At 64.3% G+C, this 20312-nt stretch carries 16 protein-coding genes and 2 pseudogenes; 2 read left to right on the top strand and 16 right to left on the bottom strand.

The genetic code is table 11. The features are described from left to right. Positions 1-19 precede the first annotated feature (19 nt). The 6 genes from ACQB61_RS17530 to ACQB61_RS17505 all read right to left on the bottom strand — a co-directional run bounded on the left by ACQB61_RS17530 (position 20) and on the right by ACQB61_RS17505 (position 7437). Positions 20-343 (bottom strand): PD-(D/E)XK nuclease family protein, encoded by a 324-nt coding sequence (locus ACQB61_RS17530; protein WP_430513665.1) that lies wholly within the window; start codon positions 341-343, stop codon positions 20-22. After that, positions 319-1884 (bottom strand): 3'-5' exonuclease, encoded by a 1566-nt coding sequence (locus tag ACQB61_RS17525; protein ID WP_430513664.1) that lies wholly within the window; start codon positions 1882-1884, stop codon positions 319-321. The genes ACQB61_RS17530 and ACQB61_RS17525 overlap by 25 nt, the downstream gene beginning before the upstream one ends. Next, a complete protein-coding gene (locus ACQB61_RS17520) occupies positions 1779-3461 on the bottom strand; it encodes a UvrD-helicase domain-containing protein (RefSeq protein ID WP_430513663.1) in 1683 nt (560 codons plus the stop codon). Before ACQB61_RS17520 ends, ACQB61_RS17525 begins: the two co-directional genes overlap by 106 nt. 70 nt (positions 3462-3531) lie before the next feature. After that, positions 3532-5235 (bottom strand): double-strand break repair protein AddB, encoded by a 1704-nt coding sequence (addB, locus tag ACQB61_RS17515; protein WP_430513662.1) that lies wholly within the window; start codon positions 5233-5235, stop codon positions 3532-3534. Positions 5236-5305: 70 nt separating this feature from the next. Continuing rightward, positions 5306-6673: a hypothetical protein gene (locus tag ACQB61_RS17510; RefSeq protein ID WP_430513661.1), complete on the bottom strand. Its 1368-nt coding sequence runs from the start codon at positions 6671-6673 to the stop codon at positions 5306-5308. Positions 6674-6702: 29 nt separating this feature from the next. After that, the gene (locus ACQB61_RS17505; RefSeq protein ID WP_430513660.1) at positions 6703-7437 is read right to left on the bottom strand and encodes a nucleotidyltransferase family protein; all 735 of its coding nucleotides are present in this window, start codon (positions 7435-7437) and stop codon (positions 6703-6705) included. Between the two features lie 295 nt (positions 7438-7732). Between ACQB61_RS17505 and ACQB61_RS17500 the strand changes: the two genes are divergently transcribed. Next, positions 7733-8086, top strand: a complete 354-nt coding sequence (locus ACQB61_RS17500; protein WP_430513659.1) for a gamma-glutamylcyclotransferase family protein — start codon at positions 7733-7735, stop codon at positions 8084-8086. Between the two features lie 53 nt (positions 8087-8139). On the opposite strand, the gene ACQB61_RS17495 is transcribed toward ACQB61_RS17500, so the two are convergent. The 10 genes and pseudogenes from ACQB61_RS17495 to ACQB61_RS17450 form a co-directional block, all read right to left on the bottom strand. Beyond that, complete coding sequence (locus ACQB61_RS17495) at positions 8140-8691, bottom strand: aminoglycoside phosphotransferase family protein (protein ID WP_430513658.1); 552 nt, start codon at positions 8689-8691, stop codon at positions 8140-8142. A 638-nt stretch (positions 8692-9329) separates the two neighbouring features. After that, positions 9330-9629, bottom strand: a pseudogene (gene tsaE, locus ACQB61_RS17490) (tRNA (adenosine(37)-N6)-threonylcarbamoyltransferase complex ATPase subunit type 1 TsaE); the annotation flags it as partial. An 85-nt stretch (positions 9630-9714) separates the two neighbouring features. Next, the gene (locus ACQB61_RS17485; RefSeq protein ID WP_430513657.1) at positions 9715-12237 is read right to left on the bottom strand and encodes an ATP-binding protein; all 2523 of its coding nucleotides are present in this window, start codon (positions 12235-12237) and stop codon (positions 9715-9717) included. 226 nt (positions 12238-12463) lie between these two features. Then, the gene (gene ahcY, locus ACQB61_RS17480; RefSeq protein ID WP_430513656.1) at positions 12464-13852 is read right to left on the bottom strand and encodes an adenosylhomocysteinase; all 1389 of its coding nucleotides are present in this window, start codon (positions 13850-13852) and stop codon (positions 12464-12466) included. A gap of 306 nt (positions 13853-14158) precedes the next feature. Next, positions 14159-14452: an HPr family phosphocarrier protein gene (locus ACQB61_RS17475; RefSeq protein ID WP_430513655.1), complete on the bottom strand. Its 294-nt coding sequence runs from the start codon at positions 14450-14452 to the stop codon at positions 14159-14161. Between the two features lie 32 nt (positions 14453-14484). Beyond that, positions 14485-14889: a PTS sugar transporter subunit IIA gene (locus ACQB61_RS17470; protein ID WP_019963681.1), complete on the bottom strand. Its 405-nt coding sequence runs from the start codon at positions 14887-14889 to the stop codon at positions 14485-14487. 134 nt (positions 14890-15023) lie between these two features. Continuing rightward, positions 15024-15206 (bottom strand): hypothetical protein, encoded by a 183-nt coding sequence (locus ACQB61_RS17465; protein ID WP_430513654.1) that lies wholly within the window; start codon positions 15204-15206, stop codon positions 15024-15026. 8 nt (positions 15207-15214) lie between these two features. After that, positions 15215-15508, bottom strand: coding sequence for an HPr kinase/phosphorylase (locus tag ACQB61_RS17460; protein ID WP_430513653.1), 294 nt, complete (start codon positions 15506-15508; stop codon positions 15215-15217). Continuing rightward, positions 15505-17389: pseudogene (locus ACQB61_RS17455) on the bottom strand (stimulus-sensing domain-containing protein). Before ACQB61_RS17455 ends, ACQB61_RS17460 begins: the two are co-directional and overlap by 4 nt. Before the next feature lie 40 nt (positions 17390-17429). Beyond that, positions 17430-18128, bottom strand: a complete 699-nt coding sequence (locus tag ACQB61_RS17450; RefSeq protein WP_430513652.1) for a response regulator transcription factor — start codon at positions 18126-18128, stop codon at positions 17430-17432. A gap of 421 nt (positions 18129-18549) precedes the next feature. Between ACQB61_RS17450 and ACQB61_RS17445 the strand changes: the two genes are divergently transcribed. After that, on the top strand, positions 18550-20160 hold the full coding sequence (locus ACQB61_RS17445) for a phosphoenolpyruvate carboxykinase (RefSeq protein ID WP_430513651.1): 1611 nt from the start codon (positions 18550-18552) through the stop codon (positions 20158-20160). Positions 20161-20312 lie beyond the last annotated feature (152 nt).

Genomic DNA, 20312 nt, shown 5'->3' with positions numbered 1-20312 from the left:
GGAAGGCGGACCTTCTGCGTCAAGTAATCTGGCCCGTGCTCTTCAGGTTTGCCAGCACTGCGTCCAGTGCATCGCCGGGCACGGGCATCAGTTTTGGCGCAGTCGTCCACAGCAGTGCCGCCGTCACCTTGCGGCCGGGATAGATGTCCATCAGCAGCCGCCGGTAGACGGCAAGCTGTGCAAGATAGTCCGGCGGGATGCCGGCGGCGTCCGCCGGTACGTGCCGGTTGGTCTTGTAGTCGGCAATCAGCACTTCATCCGCGCTCACCACCAGCCGGTCAATCTGGCCGGAGACGAAAGCCGTCACTCCGTCTGCCGTCACCATATGCCCGGAAATGGGCACTTCCGCCCGCCCGCCAGGGGCAAAGAGGGGTAGAGATCCGGGTCTTCCAGAATGGCCATCACCTCGCCCAGCAGCTCATCCTTGCGGGCGGCAAAGCGGGCGGGCAGGGAGGTTTCGACAAAGCGGCGCCCGGCGGCGGCACGCTCCGCCTCCGGCAAATCCGGCAGCAGCTCCAGCAGCCGGTGCAGCAGGCGGCCGCGCTCCAGCGGATAGGCTTCGGCCTGCCGGTGCGCTTCCAGCGCCGAAAGCCCGTCCGGCGCCTCGATGCCCTCCTTCATCTCCATCGCTTCAAACACGCGGGAGGGCTGAAGCCGGGGCATGCGGGCGGGCGGTGTCACCGGACGGGTCAGCCACTCCGGCACGGCGGAAGCAGGTTTCTCGGCTTCAGGCTCAGCGTGGGCACTGTGCTTCTTCAACGGCGCTGCCGGATCGGTGCCGGGCTTACGCCACAGCCATGCGGTGACGGTGCCATCAGGGGCTGTCACTTCCTCGGCTTCCGGCTTCAGCGCGCTGGCGGCCAGATCATACCAGCAGCCTTCTTTCGGGCCCTTGGCAGGCTGCCAGCCGCAGACAATCAGCCGGTCCTCGGCGCGGGTCATGGCGACATAAAGCAGGCGCCGGTATTCCTCGGCGGCACTGGCGCGGAACTTGTCGATGGCCTCGGTTTGCCAGCTCATGCGCTCTGCCTTCACCGGCAGCCATACCAGTGCGGGCGCCTGTTCTGCGTCGTCCTTCGGCTTGAAGGGGAGGAAGGACGGATCGTGATGGCTGCTGACGGGGGCGTTGCACGGGTCCACCAGAATGACAATCGGCGCCTCCAGCCCCTTGGAGCCGTGCACAGTCATGATGCGCACCAGCCCGGCGGCATTTGTCAGCTCGCGCTTGATCTCGGTGGGAGCAGCGGCGAGCCAGGCGAGGAAGCCTTCAAGGCCGGGAATGCCGGTCTGCTCATAGCCCATGGCCAGCGCCAGAAACTCGTCCAGCACGTCGTCCACTTCGGGGCCCATGCGGCCCCGGAAGGCCCGCCGCCCGCCATCGACGGACAGCAGCCTTGCGTAAAACTCGAAGGGCGGCATGAAGTCGGCCCGCGCCCGCCAGGCTTCCAGTTGCTGACGCACACGGTCCCAGCGGTTTCCGTCCTCCGCCTTCTTTAAAAGCCCCTGCCACAGGGTGCCGGGGCGCAGCCGCTCCACCGGATCGCGGGCAATTTCCAGCAGGGCATCGTCATCAAGGCCAAACAGCGGGCTCTTCAGCACCGCGGCCAGCGACAGATCATCTTCCGGCAGCAGCATGAAGCGGCCAAGGGCAACCAGATCCATCACCGCGATATGCTCGGTCAGCACCAGCCGGTCACTGCCTGCGGCAGGTACGCCCAGCCGTTTCATCTCCCGGTTCAGCGCTTCCACAAAGGGGCCGCGCTTGCGTACCAGGATCATCACGTCGCCGGGCCCAGCGGTGCCTTCGTCCATCCACCGGCGCAAAGTCGCGGCAATGCGCTTGGCCACCCGCAGCATGGGCGAGCCGGTGCCCAGATGGTCCACCGGCAGGGTCCAGTCCTCTGGCTCCTCGCTCTCAAGCGGCTCTTCCAGCGGCCAGATTTCAACGAGCCCCGGATCGCGGCGGATCGCCTCATGCACCGGGGGCGAAGCTCCTGCGACAGGCCAGCATGGGCTTCGGCGGGCAGGAACACACGGTCCACCGCGCCCAGCACATCGGGTGTCGAGCGGAAGGAAAGCTGCAGCTCCACCGGATGGAACGGCTGGTCCGCCTGCCCGGCGCGCTTGTCGAAATAGCGGCGCATTTCGTCGAAATAGGCGGGGACGGCTCCTTGAAAGGAATAGATCGACTGCTTCTCGTCGCCCACTGCGAAGATGGTGCGCGGCCCGCGCCTTGCGCCCTCGCCGGAGAAGAATTCCTCCGCCAGCGAGCGGATCACCTGCCACTGCCGGGGGCTCGTGTCCTGCGCCTCGTCCACCAGAATGTGGTCAAGGCCCTGATCCAGCTTGAACTGTACCCACTGGGCCGCATCGCTGTTGGCCAGAAGATTGGCGGCGCGCACGACGAGATCTTCGAAATCCAGCAACCCGCGCCGTGCCTTGCCTGCCTCGTAATGGCCGATCACCCCGTCGGCGAGGCGGAAGATGGCGGCGGTGCCTTCCAGCGTGACAATCGCCCGGCGCTTGTCCAGCAGGGCCACAAGCCGGGCCTGCTCGGCCTGCATGTCCTCGGCCACTTGCGGAAACTGCTTGGTGACGCCAGCCGTACACAGGCGCTTGGCCGGTTCCATGGCCTGCGTGAAGAACACCCGCAGCCAGTTGTGGCGGAAGGCGGCGGGATCGCCGCCGGGCTTCAGTCCTTCGGCGGCGGCAGCCAGAAGGTCCGCCTTGTCACCGTCGGTCTTGGTGCCCAGCCGCAAGGCTTCGGCAACGGCCAGTGGATCGCGGATGAGGCGGCCTTCCAGAAGCTCCTTGTCCAGCGCCTCAAGACTTGCGTCCGGCTCCAGCCCGAAATCCCGCGCAAGGGTTTCGAGTGCCGCGTCCAGATCTCCGGCACTGACGATCCAGTTGCGCAAGGCATCGCGCCGGTTGATTGCCTCAGCCAGCACATCTTCCACCGCCGCATCCGGCATCAGCCCGATCAGCCGTTGCAAGGCCGCGCCCAGCGGGCTTTCCGGCTCGGTCTCTGCCGCATGCAGCACAAAGGCGCGGGCTTCCGCCATCAGCTCTGCCGCCAGCCGGTCGTCCAGCACGGAGAAATGCCCGGCCACATTGGCTTCCAGCGGAAACTGGTGCAGCAGCGCCTCGCAGAAGGCGTGGATGGTCTGGATTTTCAGCCCGCCCGGTGTTTCCAGCGCCCGCGCAAACAGCCGCCGCGCCCCGGCCAGACGGGCGCGGGACGGGGGCGTTCCGTCGATGGCTGCAATTTCCTTTGCCAGCTCATCATCGCTCAGCGCGATCCATTGGCCGAGGATCTTGAACACACGGGTTGCCATCTCGGCAGCGGCCGCCTTGGTGAAGGTGAGGCACAGAATGCGCGAGGGATCGGTGCCATCCAGCAGCTGGCGCACCACCCGGCGGGAGAGAACGAAGGTCTTGCCCGAGCCCGCATTGGCGCTCACCCAAGCCGAGGCGTGAGGCCGTGAGGCAAGGTCCTGCCGCTGCAGCGTTGCAAGGGGATCTGTGGCCCGCTCATTCGCTGTCCTCCGAACCGCTGGCCCATTCCTTCACGCGGGCAAGGTGATCATAGGGGCCGTTGAGGTCGCGCTCCTTCTCCACCCTTGCACGGGAGAGATAGCCGCGCCCCTCGTCCTGATAGGCGGCCACCAGCTGTTCCAGGCGTTTCCAGGCATCTTCCGCCAGTTCCTCGATGGTGCGGTCCTTCGGCTGGCGTGATTCCACCTTCAGCGCCGTGCGTCCGCCTTTCAATTCGATGTAGAGCATATCGGACACCGGATCGCCCGCAGGCACGCTGCTGAAGCCGCCGCGCCGGATCATGGCCACTTCCAGCGGCAGCTGCGGCGAGAGCAGCGCTTCCACCTGCTTGATGCTGGGCACGGCGCCGGTCTTGTAGTCGATTACAGCCAGCGTGCCGTCCTGCATCAGGTCGATGCGGTCGGCGCGGCCCGTCAGCCGGAATTCTGCGCCCGGCAGGGTCAACTCGACACCGCCGGAAATTTCGAGGAAACGCTGGCGGATGGATGGCTCGCGCTGGCGTTCAAAGGCCACGAATTCCTCGGCAATGCGCAGGAAGCGTGGCCACCACAGGGCGCGGATGGCGGGGAAGGCATCAAGCGGGGCAAACAGGTCCGCGCCGATTTCGACCAGCCGCGACACGGCCTTGTGGTCCAGATCACCGTGCCATTCGGACAGGAACAGCGCCAGCGCGTCATGGATGATCGAGCCCTTGTCCGCCAGCGTCGGCGAGCCACCGATGGGGTCCACCGGCTCAAGGCCGAGAATGCGGCGGGCAAAGATGGCGTAAGGATCACGCACCAGCCGTTCGACTTCGGTGACGGACAGGCGCACCGGCCTTGCGCTCAGCGGCGGCTTCGGGGCGGGCCGCTCTGCCGGGGTGACCGGGCCTTCCGCAAGGTCGAGGAGGCCAGCAAGCTCCGTCCAGCGGCGCCCGCGTTCCAGCAAGGCAGCTTCCGCTTCAGGTCCGGCCAGTGTCAGCAGCCTTTGCAGCCAGCGTGAGGTGACGGTGGGTGCGCCATCGGCGCGGCTGGCGCGGGAAAGGATCACCCGGCGTGCGCCCAGCCCTTGCACGAAGTCATGGGCTCCAGCCCCAATGCGCCGCTCAGGCGGCTCCAGCCCCATGTCACGCTTCATCGGGCGGTTGAGCCATGGATCGTTGCGGGTGCGCTGCGGCCAGATGCCCTCATTGAGCCCGCCGAGAATGACCAGATCGGGCCGCTGCAGGCGCGCTTCCATGGGGCCGAGGATCTGCACCCGCGGATCGCCCGGCAGGCGCCGTCGCACGGCGGTTCCGGCAATCAGCGCGGCGAAGACGGAAGGCCATTCGCGGGCAGGCACGGCAAGGCCCGCACGGCTGCTGTCCATCAGCCCGGTCAGCATCAGCGCCAGCGCGTCGCCCGTCTCGCCCCGGTAAAGCTCTGCATCCGAGCCGGCGGGGTCGCCAGCAATCTGTTGCAGCACCCTGGCATGGGCACGGGCGAGTTCATCGACGGGAACGGGCTCCTTCCGCTCCAGCAGGCATTCCAGCGGCTCCAGCGCCGTAATCAGCCGGTTGGCAAGATCGCTGACTGCTGCCCAGTCTTCTTCCACCAGCTTCTTCCAGCGGGGCGTATGGGCATCTTCGGCCGCAAGGCGTGCGGCGGCGATCGCATCAGGCAGTCCGCGAGAGCCGAATTTCGGCGCAGGCCCGCGAAGCACGCCGCGCTCCAGCGAGCGGGCGGCAGAGCGGATGTCTTTGTATCCAGCCCGAGGCGGGCCAGCGGATGTTTCAGCAGGGCCAGCAGATCCAGCGGCGCGCAGCCTTCGAGCGCAAGGCGTGCGGCCAGCATGGCCAGCACGGCGGGCGGCGTCTGGTCGAGCGGGCGTCCGGCACTGTCATCCACGGTGATGTTCCAGCGGCCCAGCTCTTCCGCCACGCGGCGGGCGAGCAGGCGGTCGGGGAAACGAGCGCCGCCGTCTCGCCGCGCTCCACCGCTTCGCGCAGGGCGATGGCAAGGCTCAGCGCCTCCCCGGCTTCGTTGCGGGCAATCACCAGCTCCACCCCGTCAAGCGCCGCCTTGCGTTCTTCCGCCGGGGTCTGCTGCAGGAAGGAGGTCCATTCGTCGGTGGTCGATGCCGGGCGCAGGGCCTCGCTCACCAGCGCTTCGCGGGCGGCCAGCTGCGGCGTTTCCGGCAGGCAAAGCTGCACCACCTCGCGCCGGTCCACGCCCAGCCGGTCGAGCAGCTGCTTCAAGCCATATTGCGGATGCCCGTTGGCGCTGGGCTCGTCCTGCGGCAGGGCGGCCTTGCCCGCATTCACCCGCCGCTGCGGGGCGCGGCCAAGGGCTGCCCAGGACGCATCATCCATACGCATGTCCAGCCCCGGCAGCACGATGGCGCCTTGCGGCAGGTCTGCAATGGCTTGCAGCAGTTCGGCGGTGGCAGGCACGGTGCCGGTTGATCCGGCGGCGATTACGGGGCCCTTGGGCGGGTTGAGGCGCAGGCGCTCTGCCTCACGCCGGATCAGCGCCGAACGGCGGGCCTTGGGGTCCATGGCGCCACATTCGGCCAGATACGCAGGCCAGGCAAGGCGCACGATATCGAGGAATTCGAGCGTCACCTGCCAGTAGCGGGCGTGGTCCTCCGGCACGAGGCCGGCGAGCGCCGACCAGTCAGCTTCCTCGGTTTCCAGCTCGTCCATCAGGGTGATGAGGTCACCGGCCAGCCAAGCGGCATCAGCGGCGGAAGCGGGAAGGCCCAGCGGCTCATCCTCGCCAAGGGCCAGCACCTGGCGGCGCAGCGCCGCCTTCCAGCCCATCACCAGCCGCGTCATCGCCAGCTTGCGCTCCAGCGGCGGCAGTTCAGGCGGCAGCGCCTCGCCATCGCCGGGGGCGGAGAGAAGCTGCAAGTCCTCATCCGCGTCACCCAGCGGGCGGATGCGCGGCAGCAGAACGGGACGCCCGCCGAACATTTCCTGCACCAGCGCGGGAAGGGCACGTGCGGCGCGGCGGGTCGGCAGGTAGAGGGTGACATCGGAGAGCAGCAGCGGATCATCAAGCGGGCGGAAGCCCTCGATCAGCCGTCCTTCCACCAGCGCTGCGATCAGCTCCCGGGAAAAATCCGCCGAGGGCGGAATGGAGAAAATCCGCGCTGCCATCTGCCTCTGCCTGCCGTCTGGATCGGGTTTCAGTCCGCGCTTTCGCGCACGGCGAGTTCCGCCTCAGCAATGGCTTCCGGCGTGCCGATATGCAGCCAGATGCCTTCCATCAGCGTGCCATGCAGACGCCCGGCTTCGATTGCCCGGTCAAACAGCACGTTGAGCGAGAACTTGCCTTCTGGCGCATCGCGGAAGAGGCGCGGATGCAGAATGGCCGCGCCCGCATAGGCAAAGGGTGCAACCGAGCGTTCGGGGCGGCGTTCCAGAATGCCGTTCGGGTCCATCAGGAAATCGCCGCGCCCATGATAACCGGCGCTGTTCACCATGTCGGAGAGCAGCAGCAGCGCATCCATGCGCTCCGGGTCAAAGGCGTCGATCAGGTGTTCCAGATTGGGTCTCACCCCTTCCACCCAATAGGCGGTGTCGGCATTCAGCACGAAGAACGGGTCATCGCCCAGCAGCGGCAGTGCCTTGGTGATGCCGCCGCCGGTTTCCAGCAGGGCCTCGCGCTCGTCGGAAATGATGATCTCAAGGTCCTTGCGGCGGCGGGCATGCACCTCCACCAGATCGGCCAGGTAATGCACGTTGACGACGCAACGCTTCACCCCGGCAGCCGCCAGTTTGTCCATGCCATGGTCGATCAGCGCCTTGCCATTCACCTCGATCAGGGGCTTTGGCGTCGTCGCCGTGATCGGGCGCATGCGCTTGCCAAGCCCGGCAGCCAGGATCATTGCGCTATGGGGACGGAAAATGCCGTTCGTCATCAGAAACCTGCAAGCTGCTCCGGTTGAAATCACCCGCCGGAGATAGGAAATGCCGTTGCCCCCGGCAAGCAGGGGCTTCTGCCTAGCAGTGCCTGCTTCGCGCCCTCAAGGCAAGTGGGGCCAGGTGCGGCTTGTGAGCCCTATGCCACCAGGATCCAGCAGTATGGGCAGAGGTTGGCTTAAACTTGATGGCACATGAGCATTTATCACGATGCATCCTTTGACCAGCTTCTCCAGCTGTGTAAAAAACAGGCGTTCGTGGTGGGGGCCTCGAAATTCCGGTCCGGAGTTTGCCATGACAGTGAATGCATCCGTTCTGCTCTTTTCCTATGGCACGCTGCAGCTGCCTTCCGTGCAGCAGTCTTCCTTCGGGCGGCTGCTTTCGGGAGAAGAGGATGCCATGACCGGCTACACAACCAGCATGATCGAGATCACCGATCCCGAGGTTCTGCGCCAGAGCGGACAGCGGTTCCACCCGGTGGTCGTGCCCAGCAGCAATCCGGACGATGAAGTGAAGGGCACCGTGTTTACCATCACGGACGAGGAACTGGCCTCCGCAGATGCCTATGAGGTGGATGATTACATCCGGGTCGAGGCGCAGCTGAAGTCCGGAAAGCTGGCCTGGGTCTACGTCAAGGCCAGATCGTAAGGCATCAGGGATCCGGCGTCTGACGCCTTGCAAATGCCCATGGATGGCGCGGGTTAACTCACCCGTGCCCGGAACCAGTCAGCCAGTTCCGCCAGCGCGGGATGGGCAAGGGTGCGGTCGAGATAGTCTGTCATGCGCGGCATGTGAGCCATGTAGTGCGGCTTGCCATAGGCATATTTCAGCCGCACGAAGGCGCCCAGGATCTTGGCAATGCGTTGCGCGCCCATGACTGCATAGGCGGCCCGGAACAGCTCTTCGTCAAAGCCGGTATCCTGTGCCTTGCGGCGCGCGAGATAGTCGGCCAGCAATTCGTCTTCCAGCGCGGGCGGGATATCCACCCTTGCATCGAGAAGCAGAGAGGCAAGGTCATAGGCGACGGGGCCAAGGACACAGTCCTGATAGTCGATGAGGCCCAGCTTCGCGTGCCCCTCACGTTCCGTCAGCCACAGGATGTTGGGAGAGTGATAGTCCCGCATCACCCAGCCAGTCTGGGCACCTGCGATCCGGGCAAAGGCCATCTGCCACAGCGCGCGGTACTCCGCCCGCTCCTCAGCATTCGGGGTTGCGGGCAGGCCGGCAAGATCAGCTCCGGCGCGCCAGGGCACATACCACTCCAGAAAAGGTCGGCCTCCGTCAGCAGGGCATGTTCCGAATAGGCCGGGATGTTGTGACGTGCGAGCTCCATGCCATCCACGCCGGTAACGGGCAGTTCCTGCGGCCAGTCCGTGGCTGCATGCATGTCCGCCAGAAGCTCTGCGGCGGCGGCATAGCGCTCCGGGATGGGATGGCGGTCCGGCGTGATGATGCCTGCACCGCCAAGGTTCTCCTGCAGCAGCAGGCCCGCCTCCCGGTCGATGGCATAAAGTTCCGGTGCGCTGTAGCCGCGACGGCGCAGCTCGCCGGTCAGCGCGATGAAGGCATCGACTGTGCGGGCGCGGTGCACGGTCTCGCTGTAGCTGGGCATTTCGCCCGGCTTTGCCAGTTCATAGGCGGCGGGAGAGTTCATCAGCACCGCAGATTTTTGCGGCGTGCGTATCACCTCGTAGGCGCGTGCCGAAGCGTCTCCGGTCAGATAGCGCCGCTCTGCGCCTGTGAGACCTGCCTCCTCCGCCAGCGCCCGGATGCGCTGCGTCCGCGCCAGCCGCTGCGCCCAGAGGCCTTCAGCGGCAGGACTGGCAAACGAGAATGTGACCTCTCTGGCGTCATCTGCTCCAGAATGGGCAATGGACAGGATCAGCCGGCTGGCGGGCAGAAAACGGCCGGCCTTTTCCGGCCATTCGATCAGCGCAGCGCCCGTGGCCGTCAAATCTTCCAGCCCCAGTTCCTCCAGCTCCTCCGGCTCTTCCAGCCGGTAAAGATCAAGATGAGAAATGGTCAGACGGCCAAGATCATAGGTCTGAACGAGGGTGAAGGTGGGGCTCGGCACTTCCAGCGCGGGGTCACCGGCAAAGGCGCGCAGCAGGGCGCGGCTGAAGGTGGATTTGCCCGCGCCCAGGTCTCCGCTGAGCGCGATCACATCACCGGGGCCAAGGATGGCCGCCATGTCTTCGGCCAGCCGCACCATGGCGGCTTCATCGGGAATGGTGAGGGACAGGGCAGGCAATGGGGGCAGGGTGCTCATGCCGGGCCTACTCGGCAGCAACCCGGCCGGTCACTTCGGGCTTGGCGGGAAACGTGCAGGTCACGGTCGTGCCGTTCCCCTCCCGTGACTGGATCTCAACATGGCCGCCATGCAGCTCCACGAAGCTCTTGACGATGGACAGGCCGAGCCCTGCACCGCGCCGTCTTGAGCCTGAGTCATGACCGACGAAGCGGTTGAATACGGCCTCGATCATCTCCTGCGGAATGCCGCAGCCATGATCCTTGACGGTGAAGACGACGCTGGCGCCCTGCCGGATGCAGGTTACATCGATGACGCCGCCTTCCTCGGAATAGCGCACGGCATTGGAAATCAGGTTGAACAGCACCTGCCGCAGCCGGCGTTCATCCGCCAGCATGGTTCCGATACCGTCGGGCACATTCGTGCGCAGCACGATCTGCGATTCCACCAGCCGGTCCTTGAGGCCCTCGACGGCAGCAGACACGGTCTGCGCCACATCCACTTCGCTGAGGTCCAGCTCCATGATGCCCGCATCGATGGTGGCAAGGTCGAGAATGTCGTTGATGATGGCCAGCAGCGCCGAAGACGAGGAGAGAATATACTCTGCGTATTCGCCCTGCTTGTCGGAAAGCTCGCCGAATTTCGGATCGGACAGAAGCTGGGCGAAGCCGATGATGTTGGTCAGCGGCGAGCGCAGCTCGTAGGAAACGTGCTGGATGAAGGCGTTCTTCAGATCGTCTGCCTGTTGCAACGCCTCGTTCTTTTCAACGAGCGCACGCTCCATGTTCACGCTGTCGGTAACGTTAACGAAGGTCACCAGTGTGCCGCCATCGGGCAGCGGCACGGTGGCATAGTCCAGCACAGAGCCATTCCGCCGCTCCATACGGCCGGCCAGATGTGTGCGGCTGTCCATCAGCCCGGTGATGGAGCCTGCCAGCTGGCGCCATGCGTCCATTTCGCCGGTGTTGGCCGCGCAGGTGTTCACGATGTCATTGACATGCGGCATCACCGAAAGCTGGTCTTCCGGCATGGCCCAGATTTCGCTGAAGGCCGGGTTCCACAGACGCAGGCGGCCATCAGAGCCGAACACGGCGACGGCTTCGGACAGATTGTCCAGCGTTTCGCCCTGCACGCGGATCAGGGCGTTGTAGCGGCTTTCGAGATCCAGCCGCTCGGTCACGTTCTCGTAGATGTAGGTTACGCCGCCCTGCGGATGCGGGTTGGCGATGACGCGCAGCGTGCGGCCGTCCGGCAGATGCCACCAGCTTTCGCGCGCCTCGAGCGACTGATAGCTTTCCAGCATCTTGGTACGCCAGACGCGGTAATCGGCCTGCTCGGGCAGCTTGCGCCCGGCGCGCAGCGTGTCGAGCACGATGCCGTCTTCCGGCTGCCCGTCGAGGAAGCCGGTGTCCAGATCCCACAGGGCGCGGAAGGCAGCGTTGTAGAACTGCAGCTTGCGGTCGGCACCGTAGATGGCCACCGCCGTTGCCAGTTGATCCAGCGTGCGCCCGTGGAACTCCTCGGTGCGCTTCAGTTCCTTCTTGGTGCGGTCCAGCTCGGAAATGTCGATGGCAATGCCCGCGCTGCCGACGTTGGAGCGAACATCCGTCACTTCAAAGACCCGGCGCTCACCGGCAGCCACAATCGGCATGCGGGAGCGGAAGCAGCCGTCGTCGTTGCGCTCGCGGCCCATGGCTTCGCGGGCCGGCGCATCGAGGAACTCCACGCCGCCGCTGACGGCGGCTTCAGGCGAAGCGCAGTCCACGGCACGGGCATAGGCGCGGTTGGCCCAGCTGACGCGGCCTTCCGCATCGCTCTGCCAGGCAGGGGCAGGCATGGCCTCCAGCAGGGCGTGCAGCATGTACAGCTCGCCGGAAAGGCGGGCATTGCGGGCAGCAAGTTCGGCCTGCGACTGGCGGTCGCCGGTCAAATCGCGCAGACGCAGCACAGAAGCGGCGCCCGCCGTGCGGCCCACAGCCTCGATATAGGTTCGCTGGCGGGTTTCCAGCGTGATGCAGAACGCCTCGCCGATGCTGCGCAGGCGGGCGAGATGATCTTCCAGCAGTTCGGCCGATTTCGTATCCAGCCAGCTGCCAAAGCTCAAAAGCTGGGCTGCGCTGCGCGGCGCGCCACAGGTGTCTGGCAAGTTGCCCCAGACATGGGGTGTGAGGCCGGGGCGTTCACCCAGTCCGGTCCAGGCGATGATCCGCTGCTCTTCGGTGTTGAGCATGGATTCGAGCCGGTCGACGAAAAGCTTGAGATCGCGGTTTTCGCGCGAAAGCGCACTGATGCGGGCAGCGCTGGTGCGGCGGTTGCGCAGGAAGGCGAAGGAGGCTGTTACGGCAAAGGCGCAGGCGCCACCAAGGGCGGCAAGCCAGACCATCTGGTCGGCGCCGAATTGTCCGGTTGGGGTGCTTGCGGCCTGAGCCAGGCTGCCACCCATGCTGGCGGCGAGGGCAAGGGCGCTCACGCCCGAGAGGGAGAGCGTTTTCAGAATCCGTCTCCGCCGCCCTGCGCCCTTGCGCAAGCGTGAACCGCCGCCTACCGGCATCTGTGTACCTCTTTTGCCGCCATTCAGTCCGGCCGGAGGCCGGAGTCGTCAGGGAGCTGCCTCAATTCCCTGATTCGTCTTGACCATACCTTGTTCGGGAATCGCGCTAAAGAGTCTGTTGATGAAAAGTTAACAGGCCCCGTCCGGGTGGACGGGGCCTGTATTTGTGCTTCTACGCAGGTCAGATTTCGCAAGGCACAAGATATGGTGTGCCGCTTGCGTGAAATCAGTACTTGTAGTGCTCCGACTTGAACGGACCGGTCTTGTTAATCCCCAGATATTGGGCCTGATCGTCCGACAGTTCGGTTAACGTGACGCCCAGCTTGGCGAGGTGCAGGCGTGCGACCTTCTCATCCAGATGCTTCGGCAGCACATAGACCTCGTTCTTGTACTGATCGCCACGGGTGAAGAGCTCGATCTGGGCCAGCACCTGGTTGGTGAAGCTGGCGGACATCACGAAGCTCGGATGGCCGGTGGCATTGCCAAGGTTGACGAGGCGGCCCTGCGACAGAAGGATCATGCGCTTGCCGTCCGGGAAGACGACCATGTCGACCTGATCCTTGACCGGGCGCCACTGCAGGTTCTTCAGCGCGGCAACCTGGATCTCGTTGTCGAAGTGGCCGATGTTGCAGACGATGGCCATGTCCTTCATCGCCCGCATGTGGTCGAGGGTGATGATGTCCTTGTTGCCCGTCGCGGTGACGAAGATATCAGCCGTGCCAGCCACCTGATCCAGCGTCTTCACATCGAAGCCGTCCATGGCGGCCTGCAGGGCGCAGATCGGGTCGATTTCGGTGACGATGACGCGTGCGCCAGCGCCAGCCAGCGACTGGGCCGAGCCCTTGCCCACATCGCCATAACCGCAGACCACGGCGACCTTGCCCGACATCATCACGTCGGTGCCGCGGCGGATGCCGTCCACCAGCGATTCACGGCAGCCATAGCGGTTGTCGAACTTGGACTTGGTGACGCTGTCGTTCACGTTGATGGCCGGGAAGGGCAGCTGACCCTTCTTCTGCATCTCGTAAAGGCGCAGCACGCCGGTGGTGGTCTCTTCGGTGACGCCCTGGATCAGATCGCGCTGCTTGGTGAACCAGCCCGGGTTCTTGGCCATGCGCTTCTTGATCTGGGCAAAGAGGTATTCTTCCTCTTCCGACTTCGGGTTCTCGATGAGGCTGGTCTCACCGGCTTCGACGCGGGCGCCGAGCAGGATGTAGAGCGTGGCATCGCCGCCATCGTCGAGGATCATGTTGGCGCCTTCCGGGAAGTCGAAGATCCGGTCGGCATAATCCCAATACTCTTCCAGCGTCTCGCCCTTGATAGCGAAGACCGGAATGCCGGCAGCGGCAATGGCAGCAGCAGCCTGATCCTGGGTGGAGTAGATGTTGCAGGAAGCCCAGCGGACTTCGGCGCCCAGGGCCACCAGCGTCTCGATGAGCACGGCCGTCTGGATGGTCATGTGCAGGGAACCTGCAATGCGGGCACCCTTCAGCGGCTGGGAAGCGGCGAATTCGGCGCGGCTTGCCATCAGGCCCGGCATTTCGGTTTCGGCGATCTCGATTTCCGTCCGGCCCCAGTCGGCGAGCTTGATGTCCTTGACGATATAGTCGGTCATGACCTGATCCTGTTCTGATCTGTTTCAGCAGCCGCCCGCTGGCGGCACGAAGGCGCGATGCGCCCGGCCAGGCCTGCTTGCCTCACGGCAACAGCCCCGGAATCCCATTCCGCCCCTTATATAGCGGCCTTTCAGCCCTATCAATGCGGATATAAAGATTTCTTTATATGAAGGCAGGAATGCAGGAACGCGGTTAAGGGAGTGTTGGCGCGGCGCGCGCAAATGCCCGGCGCACTCAAGCGTGCTCGGCTGGCTCTCGAATTCAGAGGGAGATTTTTGCAGACGGGGGACGAAGGAGCTTTGCCTTCAATCCTCCTCGCCGAACCTGTCTGCCACAAGCGCGGCGATGGCGGTCATGGCGGCTTCGGCTTCGGGGCCGGTCACTTCCACGTGAATGCAGCAGCCCGGCGCCGCGGCCAGCATCATCAGGCCCATGATCGACGTGCCGCCCACCGTCTGCCCGTCCTTCGACACGCGCACATCCGCGTTGAACGTATCCACCAGCTTCACAAGCTTGGCAGAAGCGCGGGCGTGAAGGCCCCGCTGGTTGACGATCAGCAGGCTGCGTTCGAGGCGGTTCATTTGCGGTGCGGCATCCATGTTGGTCAGGGTCTTTCTTCGGGGCGCTGGCGTCAGCCGTTGCCAGACAGAACCTGGCTGGCAACGGAGATGTATTTCTGGCCGGCCTTGCGGGCTTCTTCCACCGCATCGGCAAGGCCCCGGTCGGCGCGCACGCTGGCCAGCTTGATCAGCATCGGCAGGTTCACCCCGGCAATCACCTCAATGGTCTTGCCGTCCATAACGGAGATGGCAAGGTTCGAGGGCGTGCCACCGAACATGTCGGTCAGAAGGACGACACCAGCACCAGTGTTTACTTCCTCGACGGCGCCGAGAATATCCTGACGGCGCTGCTCCATGTTGTCTTCCGGACCGATCGCAATCGTTGCGACCTGCGTCTGCGGGCCAACCACGTGCTCAAGTGCCGCCTTGAACTCTTCCGCCAAGCGGCCATGGGTCACGAGTACCAGTCCAATCATGCCTTGCCGACCTGTGTCTTTCGTCGTGGGTCCGGTCTGTCCGGTTTCCCGGGGCTTGCGCCGGATCTGAACGCTGTTGCCGCAATGTCGGCAAGCGTGGCGCCCAAAGCAAGCAGTTTTCTCATTAACACGGCCTAAACAGGCGGCCGCTTTCCCGGATAAATTGCGCGCAAGGCCTCCCGGATCAAGGCCACTGCGCCTGCTGCATCGCCGGAGGGCAGCGGCTGGCGGGCAATCCTGCGGTCAAGCAGCAGGGTATAGAGGGCGTCTGCCTCCGGCATGCGCTCGATTTTTGCTGCCGGCTCAAGATCAGCCACGAGGCTGATCAGCGCCGCGGGCTCATGGACGACAGGGACGATCCCCGCCCCCGCAGCTCCGCCAGCCCGGCGATGGACTGCGGTGCCCGCGCTCTCAAGCCAGCCACCGTCGCGTCCAGCAGGCACTGGTCATCGGCCACATGGGCGGCGAAATGCCCGTTGCGGCCTGCCCGCTCCACCAGCTCCGCCGCCAGCCGCGACTTGCCGGAACCGGAAACACCCCTGATCAGAATGCCTGCCGTGCCGAGGATGACAGCGCAGCCATGCACCAGCAAGCCGCCGTGGTGAATGGTTTCGCTCATGCGCCTTTGCCCGCTGGCAGTGTGATGATGAAACGGGCGCCCAGGATGGTCTTCTCACCGGTTTCCGGGTCTGTTTCCGTGCGGTTCTCCGCCGTGATCGTGCCCCGATGCGCCTCGATGATCTGCCGGGAGATCGACAGGCCAAGGCCGGAGTTGTTGCCGAAGGCCTCGCCGTCAGGCCGGTCGGTATAGAAACGCTCGAAGATCTGCTCGATCTTCTCAGCCCGGATGCCGGGACCGTCGTCGTCGATGGTGATGACGACTGCGCTGCCCTTGCGGCTGGCGCCGATGCGCACGGTGCCGCCTGGGGGAGAAGGAGCGGGCATTGTCGATCAGGTTGTTGATCACCTGCGCCAGCCGGCTGTCATGGCCGAGGATCAGGTAGCCTTTGTCCTCTGCCTTGTCGGCCGTCTTCTCGGCGTGCCGGTCCTGCCGGGTGCTGCTGCCCTTCACATCGGCACTCTTCACGTCTGCGATGGTCAGGATCACCCGTGGGGCGTCTTCGGCAGCACGCTGGTTGGCCATGTCGGCAACATTTCGCAAGAGCCGGCTGGCATCCAGCGCTTCCGCACTTCCGCGCGCCAGTTCCGCGTCCAGCCGTGAGGCATCGGAAATATCCGTGATCAGCCGGTCAAGGCGGCGCACGTCATGCTGGATCACCTCCAGCAGCCTTGCGCGGGAATTGTCCGACTTTGCCAGCGGCAGCGTCTCCACGGCGCTGCGCAGCGAAGTCAGCGGGTTCTTCAGTTCATGCGCCACATCGGCTGCAAAGCGCTCGATGGCGTCCATGCGGTTATAGAGTGCGTTGGTCATGTCGCGGAAGGAGCGCGCGAGATGTCCGATTTCGTCCTGACGGTCTGAGAATTCCGGGATTTCCTGCCGCGACTTGCCGCCGCGCCGCACCCGTTCTGCCGCCGCTGCAAGACGGCGCACAGGGCCGGCGATGGTGCCTGCCGTCAGGATCGACATGACCAGCATCACACCGGCCGCCACCATGAACACCCGGATGATGCCGATGCGTTCGGCGCTGACAATCGCGTCAATGTCTCCGCCTTGCGTCGAGAGAAGCAGTGCACCCACCACCTGCCGGAAGCGCTGGATCGGCACGGCCACAGAGACGATCAGTTCGCCGCGCGGCGACAGGCGCACGATGCTGGCGGGCGACCCCGAAACGGCGGCCTCCACTTCCGGATAGATCAACCCGTCACCCGCTCCGGCTTCCTGATAGACCGGAAGATCCCCGCGCCGCAGCCACAGCTTGACCGATTGCCAGATCCTGTCGAAGAAGCCGTCTTCCTCCGCTGTGGGCGGAGAAAGATCGTAGCGCATGACCTGACTGTAGAGCTGGCGTGAATCGAGGATCAGCATGCCTTGCGGATCATAGATCCGGGCGCGGGTCTTGGTTGGTGAGATCAGGCGCCGCAGAACGGGGCCGACACGCTCCGGGTTGACAGGAAAATCGAGCGAATCCAACGCAGACGTGCTGGGCATCAGGGTCTCGCCCGCCTGCATCTGCAACAGGCGCTCCGGATCCACGGTGATGGCGCCCGTGTCCACAGTGGCGGAAGCCGCGATGGCGCCGGCGATAATTTCGCCCTGCGTCAGAAGGCTCTGCACGCGTGCGTCGATCAACCCGGCGCGAAATTGGTTCAGATAGAGAATACCGGACACCAGCGCGATGAGCCCGGCAAGGTTCAGCACCACGATGCGCCGGGTCAGCGAGGAGAAGACATAGGTGCCGAGAAGCGTGCCGGCCCGGTTCAGGAACCTTCGGCGCAGGCGTGGATTGCCCAGGTGCCGCAAGGCAGCCGGAGACGCACGTTCGCCCGCGCTGTCTTCTGCGCGGGCGCTGCCGTCTTGCTCCTTCGTGCGAAGGGGCATGTCTTCCCCGGTGTCAGTTGCCATCTGGCGTCAGGAACCCTCAGGTCTCCCGGAACCGGTAGCCGACGCCATAAAGGGTCTCGATCATGTCGAAGTCGTCGTCCACCATCTTGAACTTCTTGCGCAGGCGCTTGATGTGGCTGTCGATGGTCCGGTCGTCCACATAGACCTGATCGTCGTAGGCCGCGTCCATCAGCGCATTGCGGCTCTTCACTACGCCCGGGCGCTGGGCCAGCGCCGAGAGAATGAGGAACTCGGTCACGGTCAGCGTCACCGGCTTGCCGTTCCAGGTGCAGGTGTGGCGCTCCTGATCCATCAGAAGCTGGCCGCGTTCCAGCAGCTTGTCGCCATCCTCGCGCGGGGCGGAGGCATCGCGCGGCTGGACCCGGCGCAGAACGGCGCGCACCCGCTCGACCAGCAGGCGCTGGGAGAAGGGTTTGCGGATGAAATCGTCCGCGCCCATCTTCAGGCCGAACAGTTCGTCGATCTCATCATCCTTGGAGGTGAGGAAGATGACCGGAAGATCGGAAGACTGGCGCAGCCGCCGCAGCAGTTCCATTCCGTCCATTCGCGGCATCTTGATGTCGAAGATCGCAAGATTGGGCGTGTCGCTGAGAAGACCATCCAGGGCGGAAGCGCCATCCGTATAGGTCTGGACCCTGTATCCTTCCGATTCCAATGCAATGGAAACCGAAGTCAGGATGTTACGGTCATCGTCGACAAGTGCAATAGTCGGCATGATGCGGGTCTTCGTCCTTTGATCCGTCAATGTCGTAACTCACCTTCAGCCTTTGGCCCCGCAATTGCGCATAAAATAAGGCAAAGGCAATTGCATACCAACTCTTTAATCTTCTGCCGGTTCCATTAGCCTCCGTTTTTATACGGTTGGAACCTGGGCACCCGTCTGTCATGTGGGTGTGTTCTGCGAAAGACAAAGTGTTCTGCGTCACAGTTTTGCTTAAATTCACGATCCAAAATAATTCACTGTGCCAAGTCTTTGTTTTTTAATCGATTAAATGGTCAAATCATCCTTTCTGTTCTCTTGTTGCGCAGCAGCAGATCAACTAGGGTCCGCCTGCGCCGGGACTTGAGGGGCAGCAGATCAGATGCGATACCCCGGCCCTCTGGCGCGTGTAGACAGATTAAGGGACTGCGCGATCATGAAAGAGACAGGTGTCCGGAACCCGGCCTGCGGCCTTGAAACAATTGGCCTGACGGGACTCGGTGCGATTTATTGGAACCAGAACGAGCCGTCTCTTTACGAATACGCGCTGCAGCGCGGTGAGGCGCGGCTGTCGGCCGGCGGGGCTCTGGTGGCTGACACCGGGACCCACACGGGCCGTTCGCCGAAGGACAAGTTCGTCGTCTGTGATGCTTCGACCGAAGATCAGGTCTGGTGGGACAACAACGCAAAGATGACGCCGGAGCAGTTCGACGTTCTGCTGGGCGACTTCCTCGATCATGCCAAGGGTAAGGATCTGTTCGCGCAGGATCTCTACGGCGGCGCCGAGGCAGCTTATCGTCTTCCCGTGCGTGTCTATACCCAGTTTGCCTGGCACTCGCTGTTTATCCGCAACCTGCTGATCCGCCCGAAGGCAGAAGAGCTGGCCACCTTCGTGCCGAAGATGACCATCATTGATCTGCCGGACTTCAAGGCTGATCCGGCCCGTCATGGCTGCCGCTCCGAAACGGTCATCGCCTGCGACCTGTCGCGCATGATCGTGCTCATCGGCGGCACGTCTTATGCCGGCGAAATGAAGAAGTCGGTCTTCACCTTCCTCAACTATCTGCTGCCGCCGCAGGGCGTCATGCCGATGCATTGCTCGGCAAACGTGGGCAAGGATGGCGACACGGCTGTCTTCTTCGGCCTGTCAGGCACCGGCAAGACCACGCTCTCCGCTGATCCGGAGCGTACCCTCATCGGTGACGACGAGCATGGCTGGGGCAAGACCGGCGTCTTCAACTTTGAAGGCGGCTGCTATGCCAAGACCATCAAGCTGTCGAAGGAAGCTGAGCCGGAGATTTTCTCCACGACGCAGCGTTTCGGCACCGTTCTGGAGAACGTGGTGCTGGATGAGGCCCGCGTGCCGGACTTCGACAACGGCTCGAAGACCGAGAACACCCGTGCAGCCTATCCGATCCACTTCATCTCCAACGCCAGCGCCACGGGCGTTGCACCGCAGCCGAAGACGATCATCATGCTGACCGCCGATGCCTTCGGTGTGATGCCCCCGATCGCCCGTCTGACGCCGGCGCAGGCCATGTACCACTTCCTCTCCGGTTACACCGCGAAGGTGGCTGGCACGGAAAAGGGCGTGACCGAGCCGCAGGCGACCTTCTCGACCTGCTTCGGCGCCCCCTTCATCCCGCGTCACCCGAGCGAGTACGGCAACCTGCTGCGTGATCTCATCGCCGAGCAGGGCGTTGATTGCTGGCTGGTGAACACCGGCTGGACGGGCGGTGCCTATGGCACCGGCAGCCGCATGCCGATCAAGGCAACCCGCACGCTGCTGCGTGCGGCGCTGGATGGCTCGCTGAAGAGCGCCGCCTTCCGCATGGACCCGAACTTCGGCTTTGCCGTGCCGGAAGCCGTGCCGGGCGTCGACGGCGCCATCCTGAACCCGCGCGAGACCTGGGCTGACAAGGCCGCTTATGACGCGCAGGCCAAGAAGCTGGTCCAGATGTTCATCGACAACTTCGCCAAGTTCGAGGATGCGGTGGACAGCTCCGTTCTGGCTGCGGCTCCGGCTTCGCGCAACGCGGCTGAGTAATCCGCTTCCCGGCTGGGAATGACGGAAGAACAACAGAGACAGCCGCAGCAACCGCTGCGGCTGTCTCGCGTTTTACAGCTTTTCAAACGGGCCCGGGCATGCGCACCCATCATGCCTGGTTCCGCTGCAGCGCCCCGGCCCTCCGGGGCGCT

Source organism: Pannonibacter phragmitetus (genome assembly GCF_050510895.1).
GTDB lineage: Bacteria > Pseudomonadota > Alphaproteobacteria > Rhizobiales > Stappiaceae > Pannonibacter > Pannonibacter phragmitetus_B.
This window is presented reverse-complemented; position numbering and strand designations above follow the sequence as displayed.

Bases quoted from the DNA above. Each gene is read 5' to 3' on its own strand.
- ACQB61_RS17510 (WP_430513661.1), bottom strand. From the start codon at position 6,673: ATGGCAGCGCGGATTTTCTCCATTCCGCCCTCGGCGGATTTTTCCCGG.
- ACQB61_RS17505 (WP_430513660.1), bottom strand. From the start codon at position 7,437: ATGACGAACGGCATTTTCCGTCCCCATAGCGCAATGATCCTGGCTGCC.
- ACQB61_RS17500 (WP_430513659.1), top strand. From the start codon at position 7,733: ATGACAGTGAATGCATCCGTTCTGCTCTTTTCCTATGGCACGCTGCAG.
- ACQB61_RS17485 (WP_430513657.1), bottom strand. From the start codon at position 12,237: ATGCCGGTAGGCGGCGGTTCACGCTTGCGCAAGGGCGCAGGGCGGCGG.
- ahcY (WP_430513656.1), bottom strand. From the start codon at position 13,852: ATGACCGACTATATCGTCAAGGACATCAAGCTCGCCGACTGGGGCCGG.
- ACQB61_RS17475 (WP_430513655.1), bottom strand. From the start codon at position 14,452: ATGGATGCCGCACCGCAAATGAACCGCCTCGAACGCAGCCTGCTGATC.
- ACQB61_RS17470 (WP_019963681.1), bottom strand. From the start codon at position 14,889: ATGATTGGACTGGTACTCGTGACCCATGGCCGCTTGGCGGAAGAGTTC.
- ACQB61_RS17460 (WP_430513653.1), bottom strand. From the start codon at position 15,508: ATGAGCGAAACCATTCACCACGGCGGCTTGCTGGTGCATGGCTGCGCT.
- ACQB61_RS17450 (WP_430513652.1), bottom strand. From the start codon at position 18,128: ATGCCGACTATTGCACTTGTCGACGATGACCGTAACATCCTGACTTCG.
- ACQB61_RS17445 (WP_430513651.1), top strand. From the start codon at position 18,550: ATGAAAGAGACAGGTGTCCGGAACCCGGCCTGCGGCCTTGAAACAATT.